This is a genomic window from Vibrio hyugaensis, from assembly GCF_002906655.1.
GTDB classification, from domain to species: domain Bacteria; phylum Pseudomonadota; class Gammaproteobacteria; order Enterobacterales; family Vibrionaceae; genus Vibrio; species Vibrio hyugaensis.
Genome location: NZ_CP025794.1, coordinates 705786 through 730392, shown reverse-complemented (window position 1 = coordinate 730392; position 24607 = coordinate 705786). Strand labels below are relative to the sequence as shown.

The 24607-nt window shown below is 43.1% G+C and carries 18 protein-coding genes; 7 read left to right on the top strand and 11 right to left on the bottom strand.

The genetic code is table 11. The features are described 5' to 3' along the window. Window positions 1–303: 303 nt before the first annotated feature. Complete coding sequence (locus C1S74_RS04045; RefSeq protein WP_045402230.1) at window positions 304–891, top strand: TfoX/Sxy family DNA transformation protein; 588 nt, start codon at window positions 304–306, stop codon at window positions 889–891. Between the two features lie 210 nt (window positions 892–1101). On the opposite strand, the gene C1S74_RS04040 is transcribed toward C1S74_RS04045, so the two are convergent. The 3 genes from C1S74_RS04040 to C1S74_RS04030 form a co-directional block, all read right to left on the bottom strand. After that, window positions 1102–1650, bottom strand: a complete 549-nt coding sequence (locus tag C1S74_RS04040; protein WP_045402229.1) for a hypothetical protein — start codon at window positions 1648–1650, stop codon at window positions 1102–1104. Window positions 1651–1857: 207 nt separating this feature from the next. Continuing rightward, window positions 1858–2355 carry a response regulator gene (locus C1S74_RS04035; RefSeq protein ID WP_045402227.1) on the bottom strand — a complete coding sequence of 166 codons (498 nt, stop codon included), beginning with the start codon at window positions 2353–2355 and terminating at the stop codon, window positions 1858–1860. Next, window positions 2352–4292 carry an ATP-binding protein gene (locus C1S74_RS04030; protein ID WP_045402225.1) on the bottom strand — a complete coding sequence of 647 codons (1941 nt, stop codon included), beginning with the start codon at window positions 4290–4292 and terminating at the stop codon, window positions 2352–2354. Before C1S74_RS04030 ends, C1S74_RS04035 begins: the two co-directional genes overlap by 4 nt. Window positions 4293–4477: 185 nt before the next feature. Between C1S74_RS04030 and C1S74_RS04025 the strand changes: the two genes are divergently transcribed. From C1S74_RS04025 to C1S74_RS04010, 4 genes are all read left to right on the top strand, one after another. Continuing rightward, the gene (locus C1S74_RS04025; RefSeq protein ID WP_045402222.1) at window positions 4478–5740 is read left to right on the top strand and encodes a DUF945 family protein; all 1263 of its coding nucleotides are present in this window, start codon (window positions 4478–4480) and stop codon (window positions 5738–5740) included. Between the two features lie 131 nt (window positions 5741–5871). Then, window positions 5872–6966, top strand: a complete 1095-nt coding sequence (serC, locus tag C1S74_RS04020; RefSeq protein WP_045402373.1) for a 3-phosphoserine/phosphohydroxythreonine transaminase — start codon at window positions 5872–5874, stop codon at window positions 6964–6966. A gap of 232 nt (window positions 6967–7198) precedes the next feature. Next, entirely contained in the window at window positions 7199–8305 is a 1107-nt protein-coding gene (locus C1S74_RS04015; protein ID WP_231578935.1) for a sugar ABC transporter substrate-binding protein, read from the top strand. After that, window positions 8302–10260: a diguanylate cyclase gene (locus tag C1S74_RS04010; protein ID WP_045402219.1), complete on the top strand. Its 1959-nt coding sequence runs from the start codon at window positions 8302–8304 to the stop codon at window positions 10258–10260. The genes C1S74_RS04015 and C1S74_RS04010 overlap by 4 nt, the downstream gene beginning before the upstream one ends. A gap of 89 nt (window positions 10261–10349) precedes the next feature. Here C1S74_RS04010 and C1S74_RS04005 read toward each other — a convergent pair whose 3' ends face one another. The 5 genes from C1S74_RS04005 to C1S74_RS03975 form a co-directional block, all read right to left on the bottom strand. Beyond that, window positions 10350–10736: a hypothetical protein gene (locus tag C1S74_RS04005; RefSeq protein ID WP_045402217.1), complete on the bottom strand. Its 387-nt coding sequence runs from the start codon at window positions 10734–10736 to the stop codon at window positions 10350–10352. Between the two features lie 954 nt (window positions 10737–11690). Then, window positions 11691–12704, bottom strand: a complete 1014-nt coding sequence (locus tag C1S74_RS03995) for a helix-turn-helix domain-containing protein (RefSeq protein WP_045402370.1) — start codon at window positions 12702–12704, stop codon at window positions 11691–11693. Window positions 12705–13526: 822 nt separating this feature from the next. Then, window positions 13527–14474: a helix-turn-helix domain-containing protein gene (locus C1S74_RS03990; RefSeq protein ID WP_045402215.1), complete on the bottom strand. Its 948-nt coding sequence runs from the start codon at window positions 14472–14474 to the stop codon at window positions 13527–13529. A 70-nt stretch (window positions 14475–14544) separates the two neighbouring features. Further along, window positions 14545–15477 carry a helix-turn-helix domain-containing protein gene (locus C1S74_RS03985; RefSeq protein ID WP_045402213.1) on the bottom strand — a complete coding sequence of 311 codons (933 nt, stop codon included), beginning with the start codon at window positions 15475–15477 and terminating at the stop codon, window positions 14545–14547. A gap of 424 nt (window positions 15478–15901) precedes the next feature. Then, the gene (locus tag C1S74_RS03975; protein ID WP_045402212.1) at window positions 15902–16819 is read right to left on the bottom strand and encodes a helix-turn-helix domain-containing protein; all 918 of its coding nucleotides are present in this window, start codon (window positions 16817–16819) and stop codon (window positions 15902–15904) included. Between the two features lie 163 nt (window positions 16820–16982). On the opposite strand from C1S74_RS03975, the gene C1S74_RS03970 reads away from it, so the two are divergent. Both C1S74_RS03970 and C1S74_RS03965 read left to right on the top strand, forming a co-directional pair. Continuing rightward, complete coding sequence (locus tag C1S74_RS03970) at window positions 16983–17783, top strand: EAL domain-containing protein (protein WP_045402210.1); 801 nt, start codon at window positions 16983–16985, stop codon at window positions 17781–17783. 493 nt (window positions 17784–18276) lie between these two features. Next, a complete protein-coding gene (locus tag C1S74_RS03965; protein WP_045402207.1) occupies window positions 18277–19608 on the top strand; it encodes a D-serine ammonia-lyase in 1332 nt (443 codons plus the stop codon). An 87-nt stretch (window positions 19609–19695) separates the two neighbouring features. Here the strand turns inward: C1S74_RS03965 and cydC are convergent, their stop codons facing one another. From cydC to trxB, 3 genes are all read right to left on the bottom strand, one after another. Next, window positions 19696–21420, bottom strand: a complete 1725-nt coding sequence (cydC, locus tag C1S74_RS03960; RefSeq protein ID WP_045402204.1) for a heme ABC transporter ATP-binding protein/permease CydC — start codon at window positions 21418–21420, stop codon at window positions 19696–19698. After that, window positions 21413–23200 carry a heme ABC transporter permease/ATP-binding protein CydD gene (gene cydD, locus C1S74_RS03955; RefSeq protein WP_045402201.1) on the bottom strand — a complete coding sequence of 596 codons (1788 nt, stop codon included), beginning with the start codon at window positions 23198–23200 and terminating at the stop codon, window positions 21413–21415. The genes cydC and cydD overlap by 8 nt, the downstream gene beginning before the upstream one ends. A gap of 103 nt (window positions 23201–23303) precedes the next feature. Continuing rightward, window positions 23304–24263, bottom strand: a complete 960-nt coding sequence (gene trxB, locus C1S74_RS03950; RefSeq protein WP_045402198.1) for a thioredoxin-disulfide reductase — start codon at window positions 24261–24263, stop codon at window positions 23304–23306. Window positions 24264–24607: the final 344 nt, after the last annotated feature.

Genomic DNA, 24607 nt, shown 5'->3' with positions numbered 1-24607 from the left:
CTATTTCACTCTCGCAATTGCTGTATTAATCACCGTGGCGTTCAGTTTTTGGCAGTGCTTGTGTCAAAAAAATATCGGTTTAGGATGGGTAAATGTGAAACTAATCACGTATGTTGAATTTGTACTTTGGCATATGTGACATAGATCCTAACTTATTTTTCAACGTTAAGTATGATTAAGGCAGTTGGTGAGCGCAATTCACAAAAATATCGCCAACATATCGACATTTTATAATTCGCACTAAGCTGCTGTTCATCTGGTGACATCGCTAATCGGGGTAATTTATTCAGATTAAAGAGGTCAATGGACATGACAGACCAAGCTTTTTTTAACTATGTAAGCAATTTTAGTGAGTATCAAAAACGTTCAATGTTCGGCGGCATTGGTTTATTCAGCAATGACGCTATGTTTGCCTTGGTAAGTAACGACTGTTGTTATTTGCGTGGCGGCGACGAACTCGACGCAGAGTTTACTCAACTTAACTGTGAAAAATATAAGCACGTCAAAAAACAAACGACGGCAACAGTTAACTATTACGATGTAACAGATTTATTCGATGCTGGCTTTGCTGGTCTTGATGAGCTGTTACAAAAATCTATAGACTGCTCAATTAAGGAACGTAAATACCAAAAGTCTTCAGCCAGTAGACGTCTGCGTGATCTACCAAACATGCAATTGACGCTAGAGCGTATGGTGAAAAAAGCTGGTATCGATGACGTAGAAACGTTTTTGGAACTTGGCCCAGTAGAAGTATTCAACAAAGTACGAGTTGCGTACGGGAGTGATGTTGATGTGAAACTATTGTGGAAGTTTGCTGGCGCGATCGACGGTGTTCACTGGAAACTCATTCAAGAACCACGCAAAAAACAGTTGCTGGCGATGTGTGAGTAAGTTTATTTAGTTTCATAATGATTGACTCGTTTAGGATGAAGTTAGCGAGTCATTAAAGTGAGCGTTGAAAGCGACAAAAGGAAGTTGGAAGCTTTTGGCCACTTCATTCGAGTTAGTCATTGCAACGAGTCAATATGTTAAGAACAAAAAACCGAGGTTAATGCCTCGGTTTTTGTTTTTTGCTCCAGCTACGTTTCAATCAAATTGAGACTAGAACTTGAAGCGAGTAGTGAACATGACTTGATCACCATAGAAATCATTAATTCGCGCTTCAGCACCTAGAGAGAACAGTTCTGTAGAGTGGAAACGAGCGTATACTGAACCGATCCAATCGTCATCGTTATCGATAGATACGTAACCCGCTTTACCGCCCACTTCTAGTTGAGGCCCAAGCCATTGGCGAATGCCAAGGTTAAGTTCCATACCAACATCTGTGCTGCTTGAGTTTGAAGGCTGTACAACACGCATTAGCATTGCACCTGTTAGGTCAGCCCAGTTATTTAGTGGCGAGTGGAAACCAAAACCCGCTGCTGAATCGAAATCACCATCGAATTCAGAATCGATGCGAGCAATGATGTGCGCATTTGGGTGAATTGATTTGCTGAAACCAGCACCGAATGTTACTGGGCTTGCACCGATACGAGCTTCCATGTAGTCGTAGCTAAAGTTGCTCATTGTTGCTGGAGCGTTGTAATCGTTCGCAGCTAGAGCTTGGCTAGATGCCAACAAAAGGGCAGCGGCTAATAGTGTTTTACGCATAACTAACGATAAACCTTGTCTTATAGTTCCATGGATCCAAGTAACCACTTGAACCTTAATCTGATTTGTTCGACATCATAATAAAAACGAAGGTCTACGACCAACAAAAATGTGTCGATGTTTTGTCAATTGACTCAATTGTGCCAACTTAACAGCAAAAAACGCGCCAGATTCTCTTTATCTGTCCGCGTTTTCTATGGGGAGGGGTTATTCACCAAAGCTACTGCGTCGTTTCGCCATAGCGTTCAAAATGGCTTCAGAATCTAGAATTGCAGTCCATGATAAAAGGTTATCGTCATTTTCTATCATGAAAGCAGTCAGTTGCGACACAAGCGCCTCTCGAAGCGCTTCGCCTTTCCAAGGCTTTGCGATGTAGTAGTCTAAACTGGCGTGGTTCACCGCTTCTACGGTATCTTCGAGCCCGGCTTGTCCTGTGAGCAGAATTTTGCGTGCAGATCGAGTGTTGCTATTCTGACTCAACTCAATCAAAAAGCTGATGCCAGTTTGTTCTGGCATTATATGGTCGCAAAGAATGAGGGCCAAACGAACGCCTTCGTCGGTCATTTCCTCTATCACCTGTTTCGCTTCTGTGACAGATTCTGCACCCTCGACAACAAAGTTATCTTCAAAGGGCATGAGATCTTGAAGGACACTATCCAAGACTTCTCTTTCGTCATCCACGCACAAAATCAGATATTTCGTCATGTTTTATCTCCTTCTGATGTGATAGGTAACCAAACTTTCATGCAGGTGAAATGGTTCAACTCTGAATCCACTTCAATCCAACCATTGTGGCTTGCCACTATTTGCTGGCAAATTGAAAGCCCGATACCTAAGCCAAAGTTACCTTCTTTCTTTGTTGTAAAATTAAGTTCGAAAATCGCTTTCTTCTGTTGTTCTGGAATGCCGCATCCGTTGTCTTTAAACGAAATCACAGCATAAGGCTGATGGTTTTTTTCGATTCGTTGCGACTGAATGCTGAGTCTCCCTTTTTCTGGGAATGCGTCAATTGCGTTGGAAATGAGGTTTGTCCACACTTGTTGTAATGCGATAGGCTGACACAAAGTGTTGGGCAAGCTCGCATAATCTGTCGTGACCTGATGTAATTTGAGGCGATTCTCGAAGATGACCAATGTATCTTCTATGCCTTCATGAAGGTCGGCATAGTGCAGTGTTTCATCATCTGAACGAGCGTAACCTTTTAAGCTCTTAACCATGTCGGCAATGCGGGCGGCGCAGACGTTAATCGAGCGAAGTGATGCGCCTACTTGGTGATATTGTTCTAACGTTCCCAGTGATTGCAGTGACACCGATTCTTGGCGATTGAGCTTATCGATGAAGGTCAAGTCTGATTCTAATCCCAGATTGACCACTTTTTTCGCTAAAGCGCGGTCGGGCAGGGAATGGTTGAGTTGTTTCACTCGTTCCCTAAGTTCTGCTGTTGAGGCAGGCTTGGCTCTTTGTGCATGGGTGAGCAGTTCTACGCCTTTTTCTTGAATGTCGTGGGTTGGGAGTTTGGTGAGTAAGTGTTCTAGCGTATGGGTTAGATTTTCAACGCCACGCAATATGGCTGCAATCGGGTTATTGAGTTCGTGCGCGACACCTGCCACAAGTTGGCCGAGCATTGCCATTTTTTCGCGTTCGATCAGTTGTTGATGCGCAGACTCTAGCGACTCTAAAGTTTTTTGTAGTTGTAACTTAGTATTGATACTGCGTTGTAATCGGCGGTTAAAGTGACGAAGAAGCAAATTGGTAAACAGCGGTAGCAAGTTGGAATCGCTCTGCATAACCTTACGGAACACGTTTCTATCCAGTTTTATGACTTCTGTTTTGGTCAGTGTTAAAGCTGTAGAGAAGGAGCTTTCCCCAGTAACGAATGACATGCCGCCTATGATGTTACCTTTTGAGTGGCGAACGACCTCACGCTGCATACCAAGTTCATCCCTCTTATAAAGTGCTACCTCACCGCTGGTGATAAACCACAGAAAGCTGTTTGGCTCTCCCTCGACCGTCAGTAAGTGTTCAGGGGAGTAGGTTCGACAGGCTTCGCTATCGTCATTTTGAGCAAAGAAGTGTTGCAGTGCAGTAATGACTTGCTCTGCTAGTTCACCATCAGAGAGGGCATGGTAATCATTCAAGAAGCCAGCTTGATAGTTACTCATCTGGTTTTCAATGTGCGCGCGTAGTAACTTGTGTTGATCGAGTATTTGGCTATAGCTGAGTAAATCTTCTTTATCGTGGCGTAGGATAAATTGGGTGAGCTCTTTTTGGGCTGTATTGAATAGAACTTTGTCTGGCAAGGGTTTGGTTAAGCAGTGATCAAGACGACCTTCGTTTACTGCCGTTAAAATAGCTTCAATATCGGACGAGCAACTGATCAGTATTCTTCGAGCGCTTTGTGTGTGAGGTTTTCGGTCTAAACCGATAAGAAAATCAACACCATTAAAGTGTGTATGGTGACTCGCAATGACGAGAGCAACGGTCTGTTCTCTTTCTTCTAGGTACTCCAGTGCGCTCTGCGCTTCTTCTATGGATTCGACAGAGAGAATGTCAAACTTGCTTGAGAAAGCGGACAACTCCAATCGAAACTGCTCGGCACTGATAGGATTGTTGTCGAGACACAATACAGCGTAACGGTTCACAGGTGTTTGAGCTCCGGTTAAAACTTGGCACAAACAACATATCAATTAAACACCGTAATGGTTGAGAGCTGAGTATTATTCTCGATTAATGAACTAAAATAACCATCAATAGTCTGATTTAACTCAATGTTTTATCCGCTTAGGGTTTGGGTTAGACTGAGCACAAATACTCAATAAGTGATGTTATGGAAAATCTTAAAAAAATAGGTGCCATCGGTGGTGCCATTTCTCTTGCGCTATGTTGGCCACTCGCGGTTGGGCAGATTGGTCAAACCATCATTGAAGATGGTATTGCAAACATGAATGATGACATGGTGAAAGGCGAGATCGTGGAATACGACCGCGGTTACCTTTCTTCGGTTGTCCTTACTCGTTACACCGTGGTTGACCCAGATATCAAAACTCAACTTGAGCGTGATGGTTTGCCAACAGCTTTCGATGTTAAGAGTGACTTATCTCACGGTTTAACCAGCCTTACGGCGGACTCTAAGCTGGTGGATGCTGATTTCCTACCACTTACGATGCACAGTAAAACCCAGCTTAACGGTAATACTGCCTTTACCTTAGATTTGGATAGCTGGAACTATCAAAACGACGCTCAAGGAATGTCCCTGTCGACGAGCCCGTTGCAAATCACTGGCGACGTGACGGTGCTTGGCGATCTGAATTACCAAGTTTCAGTGCCTTCAGTACAAGTGGATTTTGAAAATGGTGAAGAAATTCACCTAACCGAGTTGACTGGTCAAGGTAAAGGCAAGCAAGCGAAGGGTTACTGGCTTGGTGAACAGACATTCTCACTTCAAAAACTGGATGTGGTTGATGCGCAACTTGCGCCAATGTTTTTGATTGAGAACGCGACATACAGTGGCAATACGTCTCTTAACGAAGCGGGTGATAAGCTCAACAGCAAACTAAACCTAGGTGCGAAGCAACTCCGTTTGACGGATGGTACTGATGTTGATGACTTCAAGCTAGACTTCTCCATTGCTGATGTAGACAGCCAGTCGTTTGACCAGATTATGTCTATTTACCAGAACTCACCAATGTTGGATGAGCAAGAAATTCAAACTTTGCTTCCTCACATTGATACGTTATTTAGTAAAGGTTTTAAGTTGTCAGTGAATGAGCTTTCTCTAGCGTTTGGTGAAGGTAAATTCCGTAACGAGTGGAAGCTTTCTGTACCAGAAGGAACGGATCACATCACTCAAGACCCAATGAAGTTAATGACGGCAACAAGCGGTTCGTTAAGCACCTATTTCTCTGACGAGTTAGTGGATCTCTACCCATTCATTCAAGAAAGTGTGGATGAGTTGATGGTGATGGAACTTATCGAGAAAAAAGATAATGGCTACCAATTAAAAGCACAAATTTCTGATGGGAAATTGAAATTCGAAAATGGGCAAGAGTTTCCTTTAATCGCCTTGCTAATGCCTGCACTGATGCAATAGGCAAGTTTACAACGTAAGTTTTTAGCTTTTTCAGATTAAAAAGAGGTCGTAAGACCTCTTTTGTTGTTTTTATCCCAGCGAAAACATGATATTAATTTCGTCATACTTACTTAGCAGGAGCAATGAGCATCATGGAACAAAATACGGGCAACGTATTTAACTTCAGTGCAGGGCCAGCAGGTCTGCCAAAAGCAGTCATGCAGCAAGCACAAAAGGAGCTAATCAACTGGCAAGGTCTAGGGACTTCAGTGATGGAAATCAGTCACAGAAGTAAAGAGTTCATTAAGGTTGCTGAAGAAGCAGAACAAGACCTTCGTGATCTTCTCAATATCCCAAGTAACTACAAAGTACTGTTTTGCCAAGGTGGTGCTCGTGCTCAGTTTGCCGCTGTTCCGCTAAACCTACTAGGTGATGCTGAAACCGCGACTTATATTGATGGTGGTTACTGGGCTGAAAGTGCAGTAGCAGAAGCCAAAAAATACTGTGAACCAGATGTTTTCAACGCGAAGACCGAAGTTGACGGTAAAACGGCTGTGCTACCTGCGACAGAGTGGAAAATCGCCCCTGACGCTGCGTATGTACATTTCTGTCCAAATGAGACCATTGACGGTATTGAAATCAATGATCTACCAGTGACAGATAAACCGATTGTTGCGGACATGTCTTCAACGATTCTTTCTCGCGAAATTGACGTATCGAAATACGGTGTGATTTATGCGGGCGCGCAAAAGAACATCGGCCCATCAGGTATCGCGATTGCTATCGTTCGTGATGATCTTCTTGGTTTAGCGAAGCAAGTGCTCCCAAGCATTTTGGACTATAAAGTGTTGGCAGAAAAAGAATCTATGTTCAACACGCCACCAACGTTCGCTTGGTACCTTTCTGGTCTTGTGTTCAAGTGGTTAAAAGAACAGGGTGGCGTAAAAGCCATTGAGCAAGTGAACCGTGAAAAAGCGGCGTTGCTTTATGATTACATCGATCAATCGGAATTTTACCGTAATGGTGTCTACTCAGCGAACCGTTCTCTAATGAACGTGCCATTCCAACTGGCAAAACCTGAGTTAGACGGGACGTTCCTAGAACTTGCAGATGCGAAAGGCCTGAAAGCTCTGAAAGGTCACCGTGCGGTTGGTGGTATGCGTGCTTCAATTTATAACGCAATGCCGTTAGAAGGCGTGAAAGCGTTGGTCGATTTTATGCGTGAGTTTGAGCAAGAGTACGCTTAATTCCGACCTGTGATATAATCCTCAAAAGCGTCGCAATTGCGGCGCTTTTTGTTTTCTGAAGAATCATTTTTTCTAATGGAAGCACTCGCACATTTCCATATGGCTATTTTGAACAACGACTTGCTGTTCGCTATCTTTGTCACATCACCAATTTTTGAGAACTCCCGTGAAAAACCTCTGTTTAACGTTCCTGTTTTGCTTCTCTAGCCTGACATCTGCTCAGGAGATCCAAGTGTGGAGTGGTATCGAATACTCCACGGTTGCTGAAATCAATGAGCGTTTTGAACAAGAAACGGGAAACACACTGGCGATCAGAGAGTTTGATGTAAACAACATTCGTTCAGAGTTGCTATTAGCGAAGCAAACTGGCATCACGGTACCCGATGTGATTTGGGTTCCTTCAGATTTCCTTGGTCTACATGATTATTTTGACCTTGCCAAAATTCCAAATAGCTGGATTGAAGAAAAGAGCATTGAACCTAAAGCGCTGGAATTAGTTACGGTAGACAATGCTATTTATGGTGTGCCTTTGGGCTTAGGAAATCATCTGGTGTTGTACGTAAACGCAAAGCTGACCAAAGATTTGCAACCAACGTGGGAAAGGTTATTGAAAGAGGCCAAGCTGGGGCAATCCTCACTCGCAATGCAATATCCGAACATGTACTTTTTGATGTCGTTCGTACCTATGTTTTCAGATCATCGTTCTACATCGGTGACCGATATTGATGTTGGTGCATTAGCCGCCGCACTTAGATTTTATGGTGACCTGCCACAAGAGAGAGTAGTCAAAAACAACTACACCCGAGACCAAGCCCGACAGCAGTTCATTCAAGGTGAAGTCGCATACCTCATCGATGGCGATTGGGCTTTGGGTGAACTCAAGCAGCATTTTTCTACCGAGTTAAAAATCAGTAGCTTGCCAACTTACAACAACCACCATATGCATTCCTTAAGTGGTGGTAAAGTCTTGGCGTTTAACGCGGAGGCGATGGCGAATCCAGCCAAGCAGAAAGCCATGCGAACTTTAGCGATGATCGTACAAAAACCTGAGTTTATTGAAGATGTGATCATCAACCAAAACCTGATTTCCACCAATCGCTCTATCAATCGCAAGTGGTATGACTCTGACACTACCTATTACAGTGATTTGTACAAAGAGCTTACCCCAGCTTATGCCATGCCAAGCACGGTGGAAATGGCGGTCACATGGGAAGCGTTGATTCGTGGTTACAAACGCTTTAGAGCGGGGATGCCAGCAGAGGGAGCTGCTGAGTTTGTGGTTGAGTTCATCCAAAAGCACTCTGCGCACATCCATAAAAGCAGGAAGTTGTCATTATGATCAGTTTGCGTAATATCTTAACTTTGATCGTGGTAATGGGTTCTTTGTTGCCAGCGTATTGGGTTGGTATCAGCATGATTGATAAACACCAAGAAGATCTGTTGGTGCAAAAGGAAATCAAGCTCGAGAACACAAATCAAGGTATTCAGAAAACAGTGACGGAGGATCTCACCTTTGTTGCTAATTTAACGCGTTGGTACTCGAAAGATCGATTGTTAGTTCAGGGAATGGACAACGTTCTTTACTCAAGCATTATTTGGCAAATGATCGAGACCTTCGAAGATCTGGCGACCAACGTGAGTACCACGTACATCATCGACAAGAATTGGCAACCTATGTATGAGAGTAACGGTTCGGTTTATCATCTTGAAAACAGTAAGTTACTAAAGAAAATACGTGCTGCAGATGCGGTATACAAACAAGGCAAAGTGTTCCACACCACCTATTTTGATGAAGGCTTGGTGCTAAAAGGTGGTCAAAGCGGCATTGTATTTGTGAGTCCTTTATTACCATATACCTTGTTGCCTGATTCTGAATATGAACCTCAAGGTTATCTTGTTGTGTTGGTGTCGTATCAGGATCTGATCCAGATATCCCAGCCATTCCTATATGCGCAAGAAAGTGTGAACTTCCATTACGGCTCGGTAAACCAGACGAAGGGAGACGCTTCACGTCATCTGACCAATATTGAAGTATTGAACAACAACTTTATTGAACCACTTGAAGTCACCATGATTCATTCAGTATCGAATGTGGCACGAAATCAAGAGTTAGAGCAGTCCAAGCAGCAACTATTAAACATCATTATTGCTACCTTGGTCGTGACTTTATTTATTGCGGTATTAGCGAGTCGTTGGCTAACACGTCCAATTCGTCAAATGGAAGTGGTTGTGCGTAGCTTTAAGAACAATAAGCGGCCAGAACTACAACCTAAGCGCTTTCAGTTTAAAGAATTTAGACAGTTGATGAATTTGTTGGACTCTTTGTGGTTGCAATTGACCAATCACATGGATGAATTGGAAGTTCGTAACCAAGATTTGCGAAAAGCTAACCAACGAGTGCAAGACACTAATGCTCAATTGGCAGACTTTAACCAAGAGCTAGAAAATCGTGTGGAAGAGCAAACGGCAACATTACGCACCAACTTGACTCGAGAAGAGGCACACCAAGAGAAGTTGATGACGTTGATTAATTTTACAACAGGTCATGCTGGCATTGGTTATCATGCTATTCCAGAAGTTATTAACTCAGGTCTAAATCGTTTGATACCTGGCTCAGGCATGCGTTTTAGTTTCATTCGGCCCAAAGGAACGCAAACCAAGACCATGCGTTCTTCCTCGGGAACCGTACTTGGCTATTTCGATTATGGTCATTACGCGATGAATGATGAAGAGCGAATCTTGATCGAACTCTTTAAGAAGCAGCTTTACTCTTGGCTTGAGTTAGAAGATTTTGCTCGTAGAGACAAACTATCGCGTTGTTTGAATCGAAAAGCGTTCGATGAAGATTATGAATTTGCGTGTCAGTCAGTCGCTAAAGGGCAATGGGACGCTGTTGCGATCATCATTATTGATATTAACGGTTTGAAAGCTTTAAACGATAATTATGGTCATGACCGTGGTGATATTCTGATTTCCAAATCAACCCAATTGATTAAGTCGGTATTGAAAGAAGAATTCTTACTTTATCGAATTGGGGGGGATGAGTTCTCGGTTATTGCAAGAAACTTAAATGGCCTGATGCTTGAGGTACTAACCTCAGCCCTAGAAGCCGCTCAAGAAGATAAATGGATAGAGTTACCTGAGCACAAGCGCCACCCAGTTAAGTTCTCTGTAGGGGGAGCTTCAAGTGAATTCACCTCTCTTGAAAATCTGTTTTCTATGGCAGATGAGGCCATGTATGAGCGTAAGAGAGCCTTCTATCAGAGTTCAGAAGAATATTCCAAAGAGCCATAGTTTTAGGTAGTAGTGCTAACGTAAGAAAGTCCTAATTCCAAATAGGTAGGGCTTTCTTGTCGGGTTCTTTTATGCTTGTGTCTCATCAACTACTTCAAGTGAAGCGTTAAAGGTTTCGCTACTGTAATAGACTGAACAGGAGATGCATCATCTAATGGAAAAGAGATACTAGAACTGATGATTCCGGCATTGTATAGGCAATATACGATGTCTAGCTTAATATTATTCTGTTCCAACTCAACGCCAGTAAATACCGTTCCGCAATCGGCTATTTCAGTCAAATTCACGGCTTTTTGTAATGAGATATTAAGTAGACGATCTTCAGAGTCGTAACTGAATGATCTGACAGCAAAGTCATCTATATCAATGGTTGATTGGTTATCTTCATCTGTATCGAGAAAGATAGGGTTTACTTTATCCCTATACCGAATTGATAGTGTTCCGTGTAAATCAAATGGGTAGCGAATCTTTTTCATACCTTTCACCTGAGAAAAAATTTCAATAGCGTTTTAATGATTGATCATACTGTTTGTAATTCGACTTTTGATAGCATCTATGAAGTGAAAAAACAATGAATTGCTAAATGTATATATTTTCAGTTAATTACATAAATTTTATCTGATAATAAGCGTGTTGCTTTCAGGGTATGAAATGTTATTTAAATCTATTAATCTAAATAGTTGGTGATAATATAGTTAACCAACATTAAGCATATTAATGAATGCTAAATTGCTATTTGCCTATGGATTCATTTAAATCAAGAATATTATGACAATAATATATACCCAAGTAACCTCGAGATGCTTGGTTCAGCGAGAATGACTTGGTTTGCAGGCGCGGCGACGATTTGAAGATCTAGTGGCTCTAAATCAAAAATCGTCAACAAAGTATGCGAGCCAAGGCAAGTCGCCCTTTGGGAGCTTGTCACTGAACCGATTTTATCGTCGAATCTCTTGGAAATAACCAGTTATTACACTGCGATGCTGTCCTTGAACTCGAATCAGTGACAAAGCTCTGAAACCTGCATCTTGAAGTCACTTGGGTATAGAAAAGTGAATGAAAAAATTAAGAAAAGAAGCCGCTCTGAAAGGTACATCATAATAGTGGAGCGAGAAGGAGAGGTTTCCCAATCAGCAAAGGATCGCTAGCAGGATGAGTAAGGCCAATACGACAGGGGACGGGCGATTTGTCGACATTGACCTTAAATTATGAACCATTCACTAAGGTCTGTTGATCTTTCGCGGTTAAATTTTGTTCGGATGGGGGCGCCTAGCCGAACCCCTTGGGCAGCGTTTGTTGGTCATTTCTACTGCGTTATCGACTTCTCATGTAGGCTACTACACAGCAAAGTCTCTGCCTTGTATAAATATCCAACAATTCGCTGCAAAAATCAGTTCGAAAGGTCAACAGGCCCTAATTTCGATATAACGTTAACAGATGCAATTGGGATGCTCTAAAGAGGTCTCACATGCGCGTTCAGTACAAACGTCGCAACAAGTCAATAAATAAAGAAACTCTGGCTGAGTAAAAAGCTCGCTGGTTTCAATGTACATCACCGCGCGAGTATATCGTTTTGAGCCAACTCTAATTGCGCCAACAGGGTTTTCACCCTCGTAAGCGGCGACACTGAAGCCCATTTTAAGCATCACATCCACAGAGCTTTTTAGTGTCACGCTCGCATAATAGTGATGGATGTGTGAGTTTTGGGCCAAGAACGTAAACTCTGTGTGCAATTGCCTACGAAAAACACGTTCGTTTTTTGAGTGTTGGCTAATCGCGTAGTAAGAAAATGTCCCTTTTTCTTTCAGCGGTTTAGTTAACCTTAAATCGATAGTATCAATCGGTAGACGGTTTCGTTTCGTCCGTTCGATTTCGTTTTCTAACGTAGGTTCCGTAAAGAACATACCAATGTTGTGGCCTACGAGTTCGCCCTTAGAGAGGTACTTATAAGCGATAGCACGACCATCTTTTTGGTATTCTACCAAATCGATAGTAGCAAGATTATGTTTTATATTGAGTGACTTCAACTGATTGTGGAAGTTGTTTAAACTGTGAATGAAACCGTGTTCATTACTTTGGCTGAGTTCTTCCTCGTCAATATCATTGTGCTCGACTTGATGAGCATTGTTGTAGTCAATTCCGGATATGATCGACATCGCATCCTGATAGCGTTGTTTTAATGAGAGTTCAAACTGCTCTACGTCTTCCTTTAATGATGAGTCTAACCCCAAGCTACACAAGTATGGCAGCAAGTTATTCTCAAACGCTCGAAGCACTCTTACGCGTCGGCTGAGGCTTGGTTGAGTGATACCCCTTTCCCATCTACTGAAGGTGACGCAATCTATATTTGCTAAATCACCACCTAATAGATTTAGCCGAATCGATGCCTGCTCCTGAGTTAAACCTAATGCGGTTCTTATAGATTTTAGATAACTCCCGAACACCTTACTTTCTCCCATGTGTCTAAAACATGTCTATAGCTAATTGTTATTTTTCATTTAAGTTATGTGCATGACATTCCTCTGCCGAATAGTTTGAAGGCGATAAACGTTATTCCATTTACGACTTACCTTCTAGGATTGATGCGGCTGATAGGAGGTTGAAAATGCATTAATATTCATGTCATGTTTGCTCATAAATATCATGAGAATCGTATTATGTTTGCTATTAAATTGAGAAGGCATTCACTGTATCGGTCAATAAAAAGATGCCTAGTCTAGGCCTTTTTTGTCTTAAAAATGGGATAAATAGCCTTGAATTTACTATCTTTATTGAAGAATTAGAGTGAAAATTAATGAGGGTTTACAATTGTTCGTTCTGTAAGTTATTGGTGTGTCTTATCTTAAAAGTGAGAAAGGTTCATGTGGGAGAACATATTTCATATGGGTATATTAGATATTTATTTAAGAGTATTTGCCTAACTTAAGTATGCTCAATAATATAGCTAAGCAACCACAAGATGCTAGGTTTAGCGAGAATAGCTTGGTTTGTAGACGCGGGAAAGATTTGAAAACCTAGTGGCCCTAAAGATATCCTGACCAAGACTACTCACTCTTTCGGAGAGTCTCACTGACCCGATTTTTATCGCAAACAACGTGGAAATAACTCGCTATTCCACGGTGTTGCTTTCCTTGAGCTCCAATCAGTGACAACACACCAAATCCTGCATGTTGCAGTCACTTTGGTATAAATAGAGCTTTTACACTAAATGTGCCAGAACTACGTTTTTCGCGAGGGCTCTAGTTTAGACAACTGTTATATTTAGGTTAACGGCTTTTGATGTTACGCTGGTGTTGATGCAGCAGGTATAGCATTGAAGGTTGGGCCAATAATATCGCAGCATCTATTTTGAGTAGGCATTTACGGTAGGCTGTCTTGCCTATTGTTACTGAACCAGATTTGTCGGGACTGTCATAAGCGACTTTCTCGGCACCTAAGCTAACAAGGTAATCTGAGAACTGATTGTCAAACGAGTAATAGTAGATACAGGTGATGTTCGAGCGCGCAGCTAGGTAATCTACCAAAGTTGGATGAAGCACCATAAACACTTGTTGATTGGCCGCATAGCGACTTAGGCAGCAAAGCGCAAGGTCTCGATTTTCGGTATAAGGTTTCACTAAGCTAAATGGCAAAGCATGGTTTGGGCTAGTGAACAGTGGTTCTAGGTCTTCGACTTTGAATAAAAAAGAGATGGAATGGCCTCTTACTTTATTGCTTTCTTCATCTAGGTAAATATTGGCAATAACTTTATTTTCTTTATGGAAGCTCAATAAGTCTAAGTCTATCAAACCAGGGTAGTGCGCATCGGTGTTGATAAAGAAGTTCTTTAAACGACTGGCATGTTCCGCTGTTTCATTTGAAAACATCGACTCTTCTATGATTTTCGTATCTTCCTGTGGTTTTAGCTCTTCGTATTCGGAGGAGATAAGCATCGCACGCTGAGAATGGAAGCGGTCATAGAGAATATCGCCTAAGACAGCACCGACCGTCGGCGCGTCTATAGTAAGTAGGTACGGTTTTAGATCCAACGTAAGTAGGCGAAGTACCTTGATGGCCTTGACGGTATTTGGCGTAGTAGTGTTTCTTTCCCAGCGACTGACCGTCACTGAGTCTACTGAGCTAAACTCTGGGTTAGACAGGTTTAACTTGGTGGCGAGTTCCTTTTGCGTTAATCCATGTTGAATTCTCAACTGCTTCAGATAGTCTCCAAACATAAATTTACCTTGTTTTTATTATTGAAATGAACCGACTAACAAGTGGCCTCTACACTATGGTAGTTGAATATTAAGCATAGTGTTTCCTCAATATCAGCAATAATTCGGGCCTTGTTAACCACACAGCACTATCGAGTTTGAGTAGGCAGCGCATGTACTTCTCAGTGCCTATTTTGACAATGCCATGTTTGTGTGGTGTATCGAAAGCGACTCTTTCAGCGCCAATACTGATCATGTAATCGGCGGTTAGTTTATCTATGGCATAGTAATACAAGTCTTGCACATTCGCGTGTGTCGCGAGGTGATCGATCCCCGTTCGATGATCGATCCAAAAGGTTGGCTCATCGGAGCAAAAGTGTGTGAGTGTGCAAATTGCCATTTTTTTGTTGTGAGAATATGCCTTAGTTTTCTTGATAGGAATCGTCAAGAACGGTGAACTAAAGTAGTTACCTAATTCTTCAGCATGGAAGAAAAAAGAGAGGGAATGCCCCATTAGTTTGCCAGATTCTTCTTGAATGTATTTTTTACCATATATTTTGTGCTCTAGTTGGTATTGGTACAGATCCAAGTCGAATAGCGATTCACTTTCAATTCCGATGCTATTGAGAAAATTCTTTAACCCATCTTCATACTTATCTGAGCGTGATTCAAATAAGGGCAATTCTTTCACGTCATTATTCGTGTCTTCTTTGCGTGATTGATATGAAGAGCTCATCAATCCTCCCCAAGGAGAGCGGTATCGGTCTTTTAGATAATCGTTGAGTTGGGTGTTGGCTTCTTCTACTTCTAAAGAAAGTAGATAAGGTCGAAGGTCATTGGTGAGTGAGCGTAAGACTTTTACTGCTCGAATAGGGTTAGGAGCCGTACTATTTCGCTCCCAACGGCTGATCGTGACAGAATCGATGGATACAAACTCTGGGTCAACTAAATTAAGTTTTACCGCAAGCTCCTTTTGCGTAAGGCCAGCTTTTAGCCTTAGTTGCTTCAGGTAATCCCCAAACATATAACCCTCATAACCATTTGAACATGAATAAATTCTAGATAAATTGTAGTGATTATTTTTATGTTAGGCAGAGTTATGTTTTGTCATGTCAATTATATGTCTGAGCTTAGTTATATCTTTTTCATTCTTCTGTACCTAAGCTGATTTTTCGTTGGTGTATACCCAAGTAACCTCGAGATGCTTGGTTCAGCGAGAATGACTTGGCTGGCAGACGCGGCAACGATTTGCAGATCTAGTCGCTCTAAATTAAAAATCGTTAACAAAGTATGCAAGCCAAGACAACTCGCCCTTTGGGAGCATGTCACTGAGTCGACTTCATCGTCAAACAACTTGGAAAGAGCCTGCTATTACACTGCATTGTTTTCCTTGAACTCGAACCAGTGACAACGCTCTGAATCCTGCATCTTGAAGTCACTTGGGTATATTACTTTTTTAGTAGTGAAATGACTTCAGAACGTGATAACCAATTCGCACTATCTACTCGATACAAGCAGCGCCTGAATGATTGATTACCTATTTTTATTACACCATCGTCATGCGGTGTATCAAAGGTGATCTTTTCTGCCCCCAAGCTTTCCATATAATTCACTGACCATTGGTCAATTGCGTAAAAGTATATATCGTGAATATTGGCGTGGGTAGCAACAAACCTAGCTCCCGATGCGCTGTTTACCCAAAAAACGGCTTCATTGGAAGAGTAGCGAGATACTGTACACATGGCCATTATTCGACTCGAAGAGTAAGAACGAGATTGCTGAAGTGGAATGGCAAGGTATGGCGAAGATAAGTATCGTTTAAGTTCATTTGCATCAAATAAGAAAGTGATTCGATGCCCTAGAATTTCTTTGGTGGTTTGATCGATAAACTTCCTCGAGCAAGATTTTTGCTCAAGTTGGTATTGATATAAATCGATGTCAAAAATGGCTTTATTATCGAGGTCAATGCTATCAAAGAAATGCTTGAGGTTGGCTAGATAATTGTCCTGACGACTTTCCAACAAAGGGCAATCCAAAATTTTACCAACAGGAGGTGGAGCGTCGTAAGAGGACATCATTAATCTTGCCCAAGGTGATTTAAAGCGGTGTTCCGCAATTTCTTCAAACAGATTATTGTCGACTTTGTCGGGCAGTAGAGTCAAATATGGCATCAAGTCGGTTGTCAGTACTCTTAGTACTTTTATGGCTTTAATAACGGTTGGAGCAGTGCTCCCTCTTTCCCAACGACTGATGGTCACTGGATCGATTGAGGCGAATTCGGTATTCGCGAGGTTAAGCTTCGCGGCAAGCGCTTTTTGTGTTAGTCCAATCTCTTCCCGTACTTGCTTTAAATAGGCGCCAAACATCAAATACCTCTCACATTCTATTTTTATTTTAGGTTATTGATTGCTTCGTCATTATAGGGGGCGCTTAGCAAAGCTCAAGCATTCCTATTTTTCGATGCCTACAGTTGTACGTTTCGTTGATTTACTCTTCTGGGCTGACCAATACTTTTGAATGGTGTTATGTATGAGTAATTTAACCAGGGAGGATAAATGTAAACAGGTCTTTGCTGATATTCGTAAAGGCGCATTCTATCCCATTTTTCAACCCGTCTATGGCTTGCAAGTAGATTTCCCTCTAGGGGTAGAAGTACTAACACGATGGGACACGCCTCGTTGCATCGAGACGTCATTTCGTTGCATTGATGAAGAGGGATACGCAAATCAGTTCACTAAACGGTTATTCCAGAAGCTTGCCAAAGAATTGAGAACATTGCCGAGTTCTATACGTTTTATGTCGGTCAACATACCACCGTCTTATCTAGCGAGTATGTCATTCTTTGCTGATGTTTTACCTTTAATTAATGCGTGCAAGCGAGCTAAAATAACACTCTGGCTAGAGCTCACCGAGAAAAACCAGTATCCGACGGAAGTAGCAGATAAAACCATGTTTCAGATGAACATAAAGGTTTGTCGACACTTTGGAATTAAAATCGCGTTGGATGATTTTGGGAGTGGCAACCATAAAGGTGAAGACATTATTCGTTATGTCACGCCAGATATTGTCAAACTGGATCGAAGCTTGTTAACGATGAAAGGAGAGCAGCATGTGGCTTTCTGGCAACGTTTAGCAGGTTGGAAACACAAGTACCAATTTGACCTTGTTGCGGAAGGAATAGAGACACAAAATGATTTGTGTTTTGTACAAAGTTTAAGTATTCATTATGCTCAAGGTTACTACTTGCATCGACCTACATTGCAAGCTGAGTTGGACCTTAATTTGCCTTTCGAAGTACTGGAACAAAGCCAATTGCTAAAAAGAGCGTAGTGCATTATTCATTGTTAACTTGCTGATTCAACCAGCCAATGAATAGTTACTCGTTTACGAGAGTGTTTTTCGTTGGCAGTGCAGCGGTTACTGTTAAATCCGAGCGTTCAAAAGAAATGCTTGTTACATCATCGAGACTGGATACGTCATTTTCATTCGTCCACAATGCTCACTCATCATGATTTGAGTGGCAATCCCACGTCTGTTTGTCGTGTAGTCATATTGACGTTTTCATTTTTCGTGAAAACATTGAGTTAAATTGATGGGAATAAATGGTCATTTTCCTGAAATTAATAAAACTTAGATGAAAGAAATGAGATTACCCTGTGCGTCATAAATGAACTCAAATATTGCTTGGATAAACGAAACTCCGACCAAATCACGGCCTTGTTTAAATATACTTCATCGACATGTGACTTTTCATCGTTTGTCAGGTGAAACGAATATCTGCTTAAATAGCGGTTAGAGACAGTAATTCACATATTAGGTAAAGATGACAACCTTCAATGTAAACGCACTAGTAACAGAATTCCCTTTGGTTGAGCGACTCATTGGGTTAGAAGAGGTGGTTTGGTTCAACCCAAATATTACCACACTTGAAGAAGGTCTGCCGTACGTTGGCTTAGGTGCTGCCAATATCAAAGACGCGAGTGAACGACTAAAACGCTTTGCTCCATACTTAATGAGAGCTTTCCCTGAAACGGCGGCTTCTAACGGAATTATTGAATCGAACGTTGTCGATATTGATAAGATGAAATCGTGTTTAGAAGCGCAATACGACACTTCGATTCTTGGGCGTTTGATACTCAAGAAAGACAGCCATTTACCTATATCTGGTTCAATTAAGGCGCGTGGTGGCATCTATGAAGTGCTGACACACGCAGAGAAGTTGGCGATGGAAGCAGGACTTCTGAGTGAAAGTGATGATTACAGCAAACTGTCGAGTGAAGAGTTTCGTCAGTTCTTTCAGCAATACAGCATTGCAGTAGGTTCAACAGGGAATCTGGGCATGTCTATCGGCATCATGAGTGCAAAACTCGGCTTCTCTGTATCGGTCCATATGTCGGCGGATGCAAGAGAGTGGAAGAAAAACAAGCTGCGTTCTCGTGGTGTGAATGTGGTGGAGTACGAGCAAGATTACGGTGTTGCAGTAGAGCAGGGGCGTAAAGAAGCAGAGAAAGACCCAACCTGTTTCTTTATCGATGATGAAAACTCGCAAACCTTATTCCTAGGTTATTCGGTTGCAGGCGAACGCTTGAAGCAACAGTTTTATGAAATGGGCATTGCGGTTGATGCGGAACATCCTTTGTTTGTTTATCTACCATGTGGTGTCGGTGGTGGTCCTGGTGGTGTGGCGTTTGGCTTAAAAATGGCGTTTGGTGATCATGTTCATTGTTTCTTTGCCGAGCCGACGCATTCCCCATGTATGTTGCTTGGTGTACACACTGGCTTGCATGATGGTATCGCAGTACAAGATCTTGGTATTGATAACATCACTGCTGCTGACGGTTTAGCGGTAGGTCGTGCGTCTGGTTTTGTTGGTCGAGCTATGGAAAGACTGCTTGATGGTTACTACACGATGACGGATGAGCGGATGTATCACCATTTAGGTGAGCTAAGTGAGCTGGAAGACATTCGTTTAGAACCATCGGCGTTAGCGGGCATGATTGGTGCGGTGCACGTTTCTAACGATAAAGCTTACCAAGCGCGAATGCAGTTTACTGAAGAGAAACTAAACAACGCGACTCACTTAGTTTGGGCGACCGGTGGCGGCATGGTGCCAGAGGCTGAAATGTCGGCGTACCTTGCGAAGTCTGGTCGATAATTGATTTTGCTCTTGCTTTGGGAACCGCGAGAGTAAAAGAAAAGGGCTCATCAATGGATGAGCCCTTTGTCTATTTGAATCCCAGTATTACAGAGATTGTAGTAGCTGGTGGTAACGACCTTTTTCTGCAAGCAATGCTTGGTGGCTACCTTGCTCGATGATCTCGCCTTGTTCCATCAAACAGATGTTGTCCATGCTTTCTAGCTCAATCAAACGGTGAGTAATGAATACGACCGTCTTATTAGTGAAGTGTTGCTTGAACAGTTCCATTACTGTTTGTTCAGTGCGCTTGTCTAGACCTTCGGTCGGCTCATCAAGCAGTAGGATAGGGGCATCACGCAATAGAGCGCGAGCAATGCCGATACGACGCTTCTCACCACCAGAAAGTTGACGCCCGCCGTCACCTAGCCAAGCATCCAGTCCTGGCTCGTCTAATAGATTCGCCAAGTCCACTTTAGTCAGAATATCAGCCAGTTGTTCATCCGTTGCTTCTGGAGCCGCAAGCAATAGGTTGTCACGCAGTGTGCCATTAAGCACATCCACACGTTGGCTAACTACCGTGATTGCAGCGCGCAGATCGGATTCGCTCCAATCTTGTAACGGCGCACCACCAATGCTCACTTGACCTTGGTTTACATCCCAGTAGCGACAAAGCAATTGAATAAGTGTCGACTTACCTGAACCAGTTTGGCCAACAATCGCCGTTTTTGAGCCCAATGGTAGTGAGAGCGTTAGGTCTTTCAGCACTTTTTGTTGACCATCAGGGTAGGTGAAATCAACCTTGTCGAACTCAATATTTAACGGTTTACCACCTTCACGCTTCGATGTTTCTGGGAAGACAACGTCTGGCTCCGCTAAGGTGATTTCGTTCAATCGACGCGCGGACGTCAATGTTTGACCTAGGTATTGGAACGCACCGGCGATTGGCATCAGAATTTCAAAGCTCGCCATAGTTGCAAACGCGAACAGTGCAATCCAAGGATCTGGTGCACGACCGCCAACACCATCAGCAGCAAACCAAAGCATTGCAACAAGGGTTAAGCCGTTAGCGAGCATCAACAAGCCAGACGCCATACCAGTGAGGTTTGCATTAACAAACTGGTTGGACAGCAGTTGTTTTTGTTTTTCTAGAATCACATTACGGTAACGCTCTTCTGCACCAAAAAGGCTCAGTTCGCTGTAACCTTGTAGCCAGTCCAGTGTCGCTACGCGCAGTTGTGCTTTGTTTTGAGTCAAGTGTTCGCCGTTATGTTTGCCCAGTTTGTAGAACAATACCGGCCATACCAACAGCATCACAGTCAGGATACCGCCAAGCAGTAGGGCAAGGTGCCAATCAAAGAAGGCGAGTACGGCAGTTAGCGACAAGATACCAAAGATGCCAACAATCACAGGGCTGACAAGGCGCAAGTACACATGGTCCATCGCGTCTACGTCTGCCACTAGTCGGTTCAGTAGATCCGCATCACGCAGAGTCGAAACGCGACCAGGGATCAGCGGCGCAAGCTTCTTGAAGAAGAAGATACGTAAATCCGTCAATAGCTTGAATGTTGCATTGTGGCTAACTACACGCTCGCCCCAACGGCCCGCAGTACGTGCCATCGCAGCGCCACGAACGCCAGCGCCCGGAAGCATATAGTTGAAGGTTTCACGAGCAATAGTTAAACCCGCGACCGCAGCCGCAGAGATAAACCAGCCGGATAAGGTGAGTAGGCCAATAGAAGCAGCCAGCGTCAGAAATGCCAGAAGCATGCCGAGTGACAAACCAAACCAATGCTTTTTATACAGTTTTAGATAAGGGAGTAAATCACGCATCTAAGTTCCCCTTGTCTGATTCACGTTGAGCTAGATTGGCAGCCAACATTTCTTTAAATAGACCATCTTGCGAAGCCAACGTTGCGTAATCGCCACGTTGAACGATTTGACCATCTTGCATAACCAGAATTTGGGAGACATTCTGCAGTGGCGCAAGTTGGTGAGTGATCATCAAGTTAGTGGTGGACTCGGTGTATTTACCGATGCCTTCCATAACTAATTTCTCGCTTCGAGCATCCAAACTTGCAGTTGGTTCATCAAGTAGCCAAAAACGGCCGTTTTGCAGCATCGCACGAGCAAGGGCAAGACGCTGTGCCTGACCAACAGACAAACCGCCAGAGCGATCAGAGATTTGGTAATCCAGACCGTGCATTTCAACAAACTCTGCGGCGTGGGAGTCGCTCAGTACAGAGTGGACTTGCTGGTCTTGAATATCTTGCTTACCTAGAGTGACGTTGTCACGAATGCTGCCGTGCAGAAGCATTGGGTTTTGGCCAATCCAACTGATGGTTTCGCGCCATGTCGCCAAATCCAACTCGGAAAGTTCACAGCCGTTAATTTTTAAGCTGCCTTTGTATGGCATAAAACCAAGGATGGTATTTACTAAGCTGGTTTTACCTGCACCACTTGGGCCAACTAGCGCAGTGCTTTGGTTTGCTTCTAGCGAGAAGGATAGCGGACCTGCAAGTTGCTTACCTTCAGGGCTGAAGATAACAAGGTCTTGAGCTTCGATATGAATCGCTGCGTTTTGTTCTACTGCCTTGTTTCCGTCTTTAACTTGGTCCACATCTAGTTCTAGAAATTCAACAATGCTTTCTGCTGCGCCCACTGCTTGTTGCTTGGCATGGTAGAAGGTACCAAGGTCACGCAATGGCTGATAGAACTCAGGCGCAAGGATCAGAATAAACAGACCTGCAAACAGCGTTACACCTGTGCCGTAGTAACCGAAGTTGAGCTCTCCGATATAGCTAAAGCCAAAGTAAACCGCCGTAATCGCAATTGAGATAGAAGTGAAGAACTCAAGAACCGCTGAAGATAGGAATGCAATCTTCAATACGTCCATTGTACGAGTACGGAAAACTTCAGATGCACCTTTTAATGTCTCGGTTTCTGATTGAGTACGGTCGAACAAACGGATGGTTGTCATTGCTTGCAAACGGTCATAGAAGTGACCAGATAAACGTTGCAGCGCTTTGAAGTTCTTACGGTTTGCGTCAGCGGCTTTCATACCTACCAACGCCATAAACATTGGAACCAATGGTGCGGTAATTAGGAAAATTAAACCCGCTGCCCAGTTAATTGGGAAAACCACCACTAGGATGATGAAAGGCACCAAAACAGACAACGACATTTGCGGAAGGTAGCGAGAGAAGAAGTCTTGCATGTCTTCTACTTGCTCTAGAATCAACGTTGCCCAGCTGCCTGCTGGCTTACCTTTAATATAAGCAGGACCAAGTTGGTGAACTTTATCGAGAATCAGTTGGCGGATGTAAACGCGGATCTGTTCGCCGCAACGATATCCAGCGATTTCGCGTCCCCAAGTACAAGCTGCGCGACCGATAACGGTGACACCGAGTCCGACGAAGTACCAAACGAGCTCGGACTTGTCGACTTGTTCAATAATGAGTTGGTGAAGAATGGAGGCGAGCAGGGCTGCTTGAGCCAATAAAAACACGCTTGATAGTACGCCTAGGCCTATCGCAACCATCAGCCAGCGCTTGGCCAACTTACTTTGTTGCTGAAGCCACTTATTCAAGCTGCTTTGCTTTTTCTTATCCATCGTGAAGGCTTAATGATAATTGTTTTAATGAGGCGGTAGTATACAAAAGAAAACCCAGCGGGAATACCGCTGGGCTTTAAGGATATGACACAAATGTGAAAAGTTATTTGTCAGTAAGTGCGTCTAAGAAGCGTTCTGCATCTAAAGCTGCCATACAGCCAGTACCTGCAGAGGTGATTGCTTGACGGTAGTTATGGTCCATCACATCGCCTGCTGCAAACACACCTTCGATGCTTGTTTGCGTTGCGTTACCTTCAAGACCGGATTGAACGAGGATGTAACCATCTTTCATATCGACTTGGCCTTCGAAGATTTGCGTGTTTGGTTGGTGACCGATTGCGATGAATGCACCCATTACGTCGATATCTTCTGTCGCACCGCTGTTCACGTCTTTAATGCGAACACCCGTTACACCCATGTCGTCGCCTAGCACTTCATCTAGTGTATGGTCAGTGTGAAGAACTATATTGCCGCTTTCAACTTTATCCATCAGGCGTTTTACAAGGATCTTCTCAGCGCGGAATGAATCGCGACGGTGGATCAGATGCACTTCTGATGCAATGTTTGATAGGTAAAGCGCTTCTTCTACAGCAGTGTTACCACCACCCACAACCGCAACTTTCTGATTGCGGTAGAAGAAACCATCACAAGTTGCACAAGCAGAAACGCCGCGGCCTTTGAAAGCTTCTTCAGATTCAAGACCTAGGTATTTCGCTGATGCGCCAGTAGAGATGATTAACGCATCACAAGTGTACTCACCAGAGTCACCTTTTAGACGGAATGGACGTTGAGACAGATCCACTTCGTTGATGTGATCGAACACGATTTCTGTTTCGAATCGTTCTGCGTGTTCTTTCATGCGTTCCATCAAACCTGGGCCAGTAAGACCTTCTGCGTCACCAGGCCAGTTTTCTACTTCAGTTGTGGTCGTTAGCTGACCACCTTGCTGCATTCCCGTTACTAGCACAGGGTTTAAGTTAGCACGCGCTGCGTATACTGCTGCGGTGTAACCTGCTGGGCCAGAACCAAGAATTAATAATTTACAGTGTTTTACGTCGCTCATTATGGCTCCATAGAGGGCTGAACATTTCTCCCGATTGTATGGAAATTCTTAGTGCTTTAAAAGCATAAACGAAAGGAGCGGATCGAATTATTGGTTATAGGTTAGAACTTGCTGATGTTTATGGAGAGGCGTTCCAGACTAGAATAAAATTCTGTTTATAGTAGAGAGTTCTAGTTTCAAATACTGCGCAAGCTCCGTTCTGAATGTTTAAACTACTGTTGATGTTAATTGTAGTGCTAAGTGTTGTTTTTTCTTTTTTGTTGAAGCTATCAACGTCAAATTCTGGTAATCGCAGAATATTTGCGTATCCTAAGATGTAAATTAAATGTTAATTCAAACAAGCT

What these genes read in the sequence shown, in the direction of transcription:
- C1S74_RS04045 (WP_045402230.1), top strand. Translation starts at nt 304, where the DNA reads ATGGACATGACAGACCAAGCTTTTTTTAACTATGTAAGCAATTTTAGT.
- C1S74_RS04040 (WP_045402229.1), bottom strand. Translation starts at nt 1,650, where the DNA reads ATGCGTAAAACACTATTAGCCGCTGCCCTTTTGTTGGCATCTAGCCAA.
- C1S74_RS04035 (WP_045402227.1), bottom strand. Translation starts at nt 2,355, where the DNA reads ATGACGAAATATCTGATTTTGTGCGTGGATGACGAAAGAGAAGTCTTG.
- C1S74_RS04025 (WP_045402222.1), top strand. Translation starts at nt 4,478, where the DNA reads ATGGAAAATCTTAAAAAAATAGGTGCCATCGGTGGTGCCATTTCTCTT.
- serC (WP_045402373.1), top strand. Translation starts at nt 5,872, where the DNA reads ATGGAACAAAATACGGGCAACGTATTTAACTTCAGTGCAGGGCCAGCA.
- C1S74_RS04010 (WP_045402219.1), top strand. Translation starts at nt 8,302, where the DNA reads ATGATCAGTTTGCGTAATATCTTAACTTTGATCGTGGTAATGGGTTCT.
- C1S74_RS04005 (WP_045402217.1), bottom strand. Translation starts at nt 10,736, where the DNA reads ATGAAAAAGATTCGCTACCCATTTGATTTACACGGAACACTATCAATT.
- C1S74_RS03990 (WP_045402215.1), bottom strand. Translation starts at nt 14,474, where the DNA reads ATGTTTGGAGACTATCTGAAGCAGTTGAGAATTCAACATGGATTAACG.
- C1S74_RS03985 (WP_045402213.1), bottom strand. Translation starts at nt 15,477, where the DNA reads ATGTTTGGGGATTACCTGAAGCAACTAAGGCTAAAAGCTGGCCTTACG.
- C1S74_RS03975 (WP_045402212.1), bottom strand. Translation starts at nt 16,819, where the DNA reads ATGTTTGGCGCCTATTTAAAGCAAGTACGGGAAGAGATTGGACTAACA.
- C1S74_RS03970 (WP_045402210.1), top strand. Translation starts at nt 16,983, where the DNA reads ATGAGTAATTTAACCAGGGAGGATAAATGTAAACAGGTCTTTGCTGAT.
- C1S74_RS03965 (WP_045402207.1), top strand. Translation starts at nt 18,277, where the DNA reads ATGACAACCTTCAATGTAAACGCACTAGTAACAGAATTCCCTTTGGTT.
- cydC (WP_045402204.1), bottom strand. Translation starts at nt 21,420, where the DNA reads ATGCGTGATTTACTCCCTTATCTAAAACTGTATAAAAAGCATTGGTTT.
- cydD (WP_045402201.1), bottom strand. Translation starts at nt 23,200, where the DNA reads ATGGATAAGAAAAAGCAAAGCAGCTTGAATAAGTGGCTTCAGCAACAA.
- trxB (WP_045402198.1), bottom strand. Translation starts at nt 24,263, where the DNA reads ATGAGCGACGTAAAACACTGTAAATTATTAATTCTTGGTTCTGGCCCA.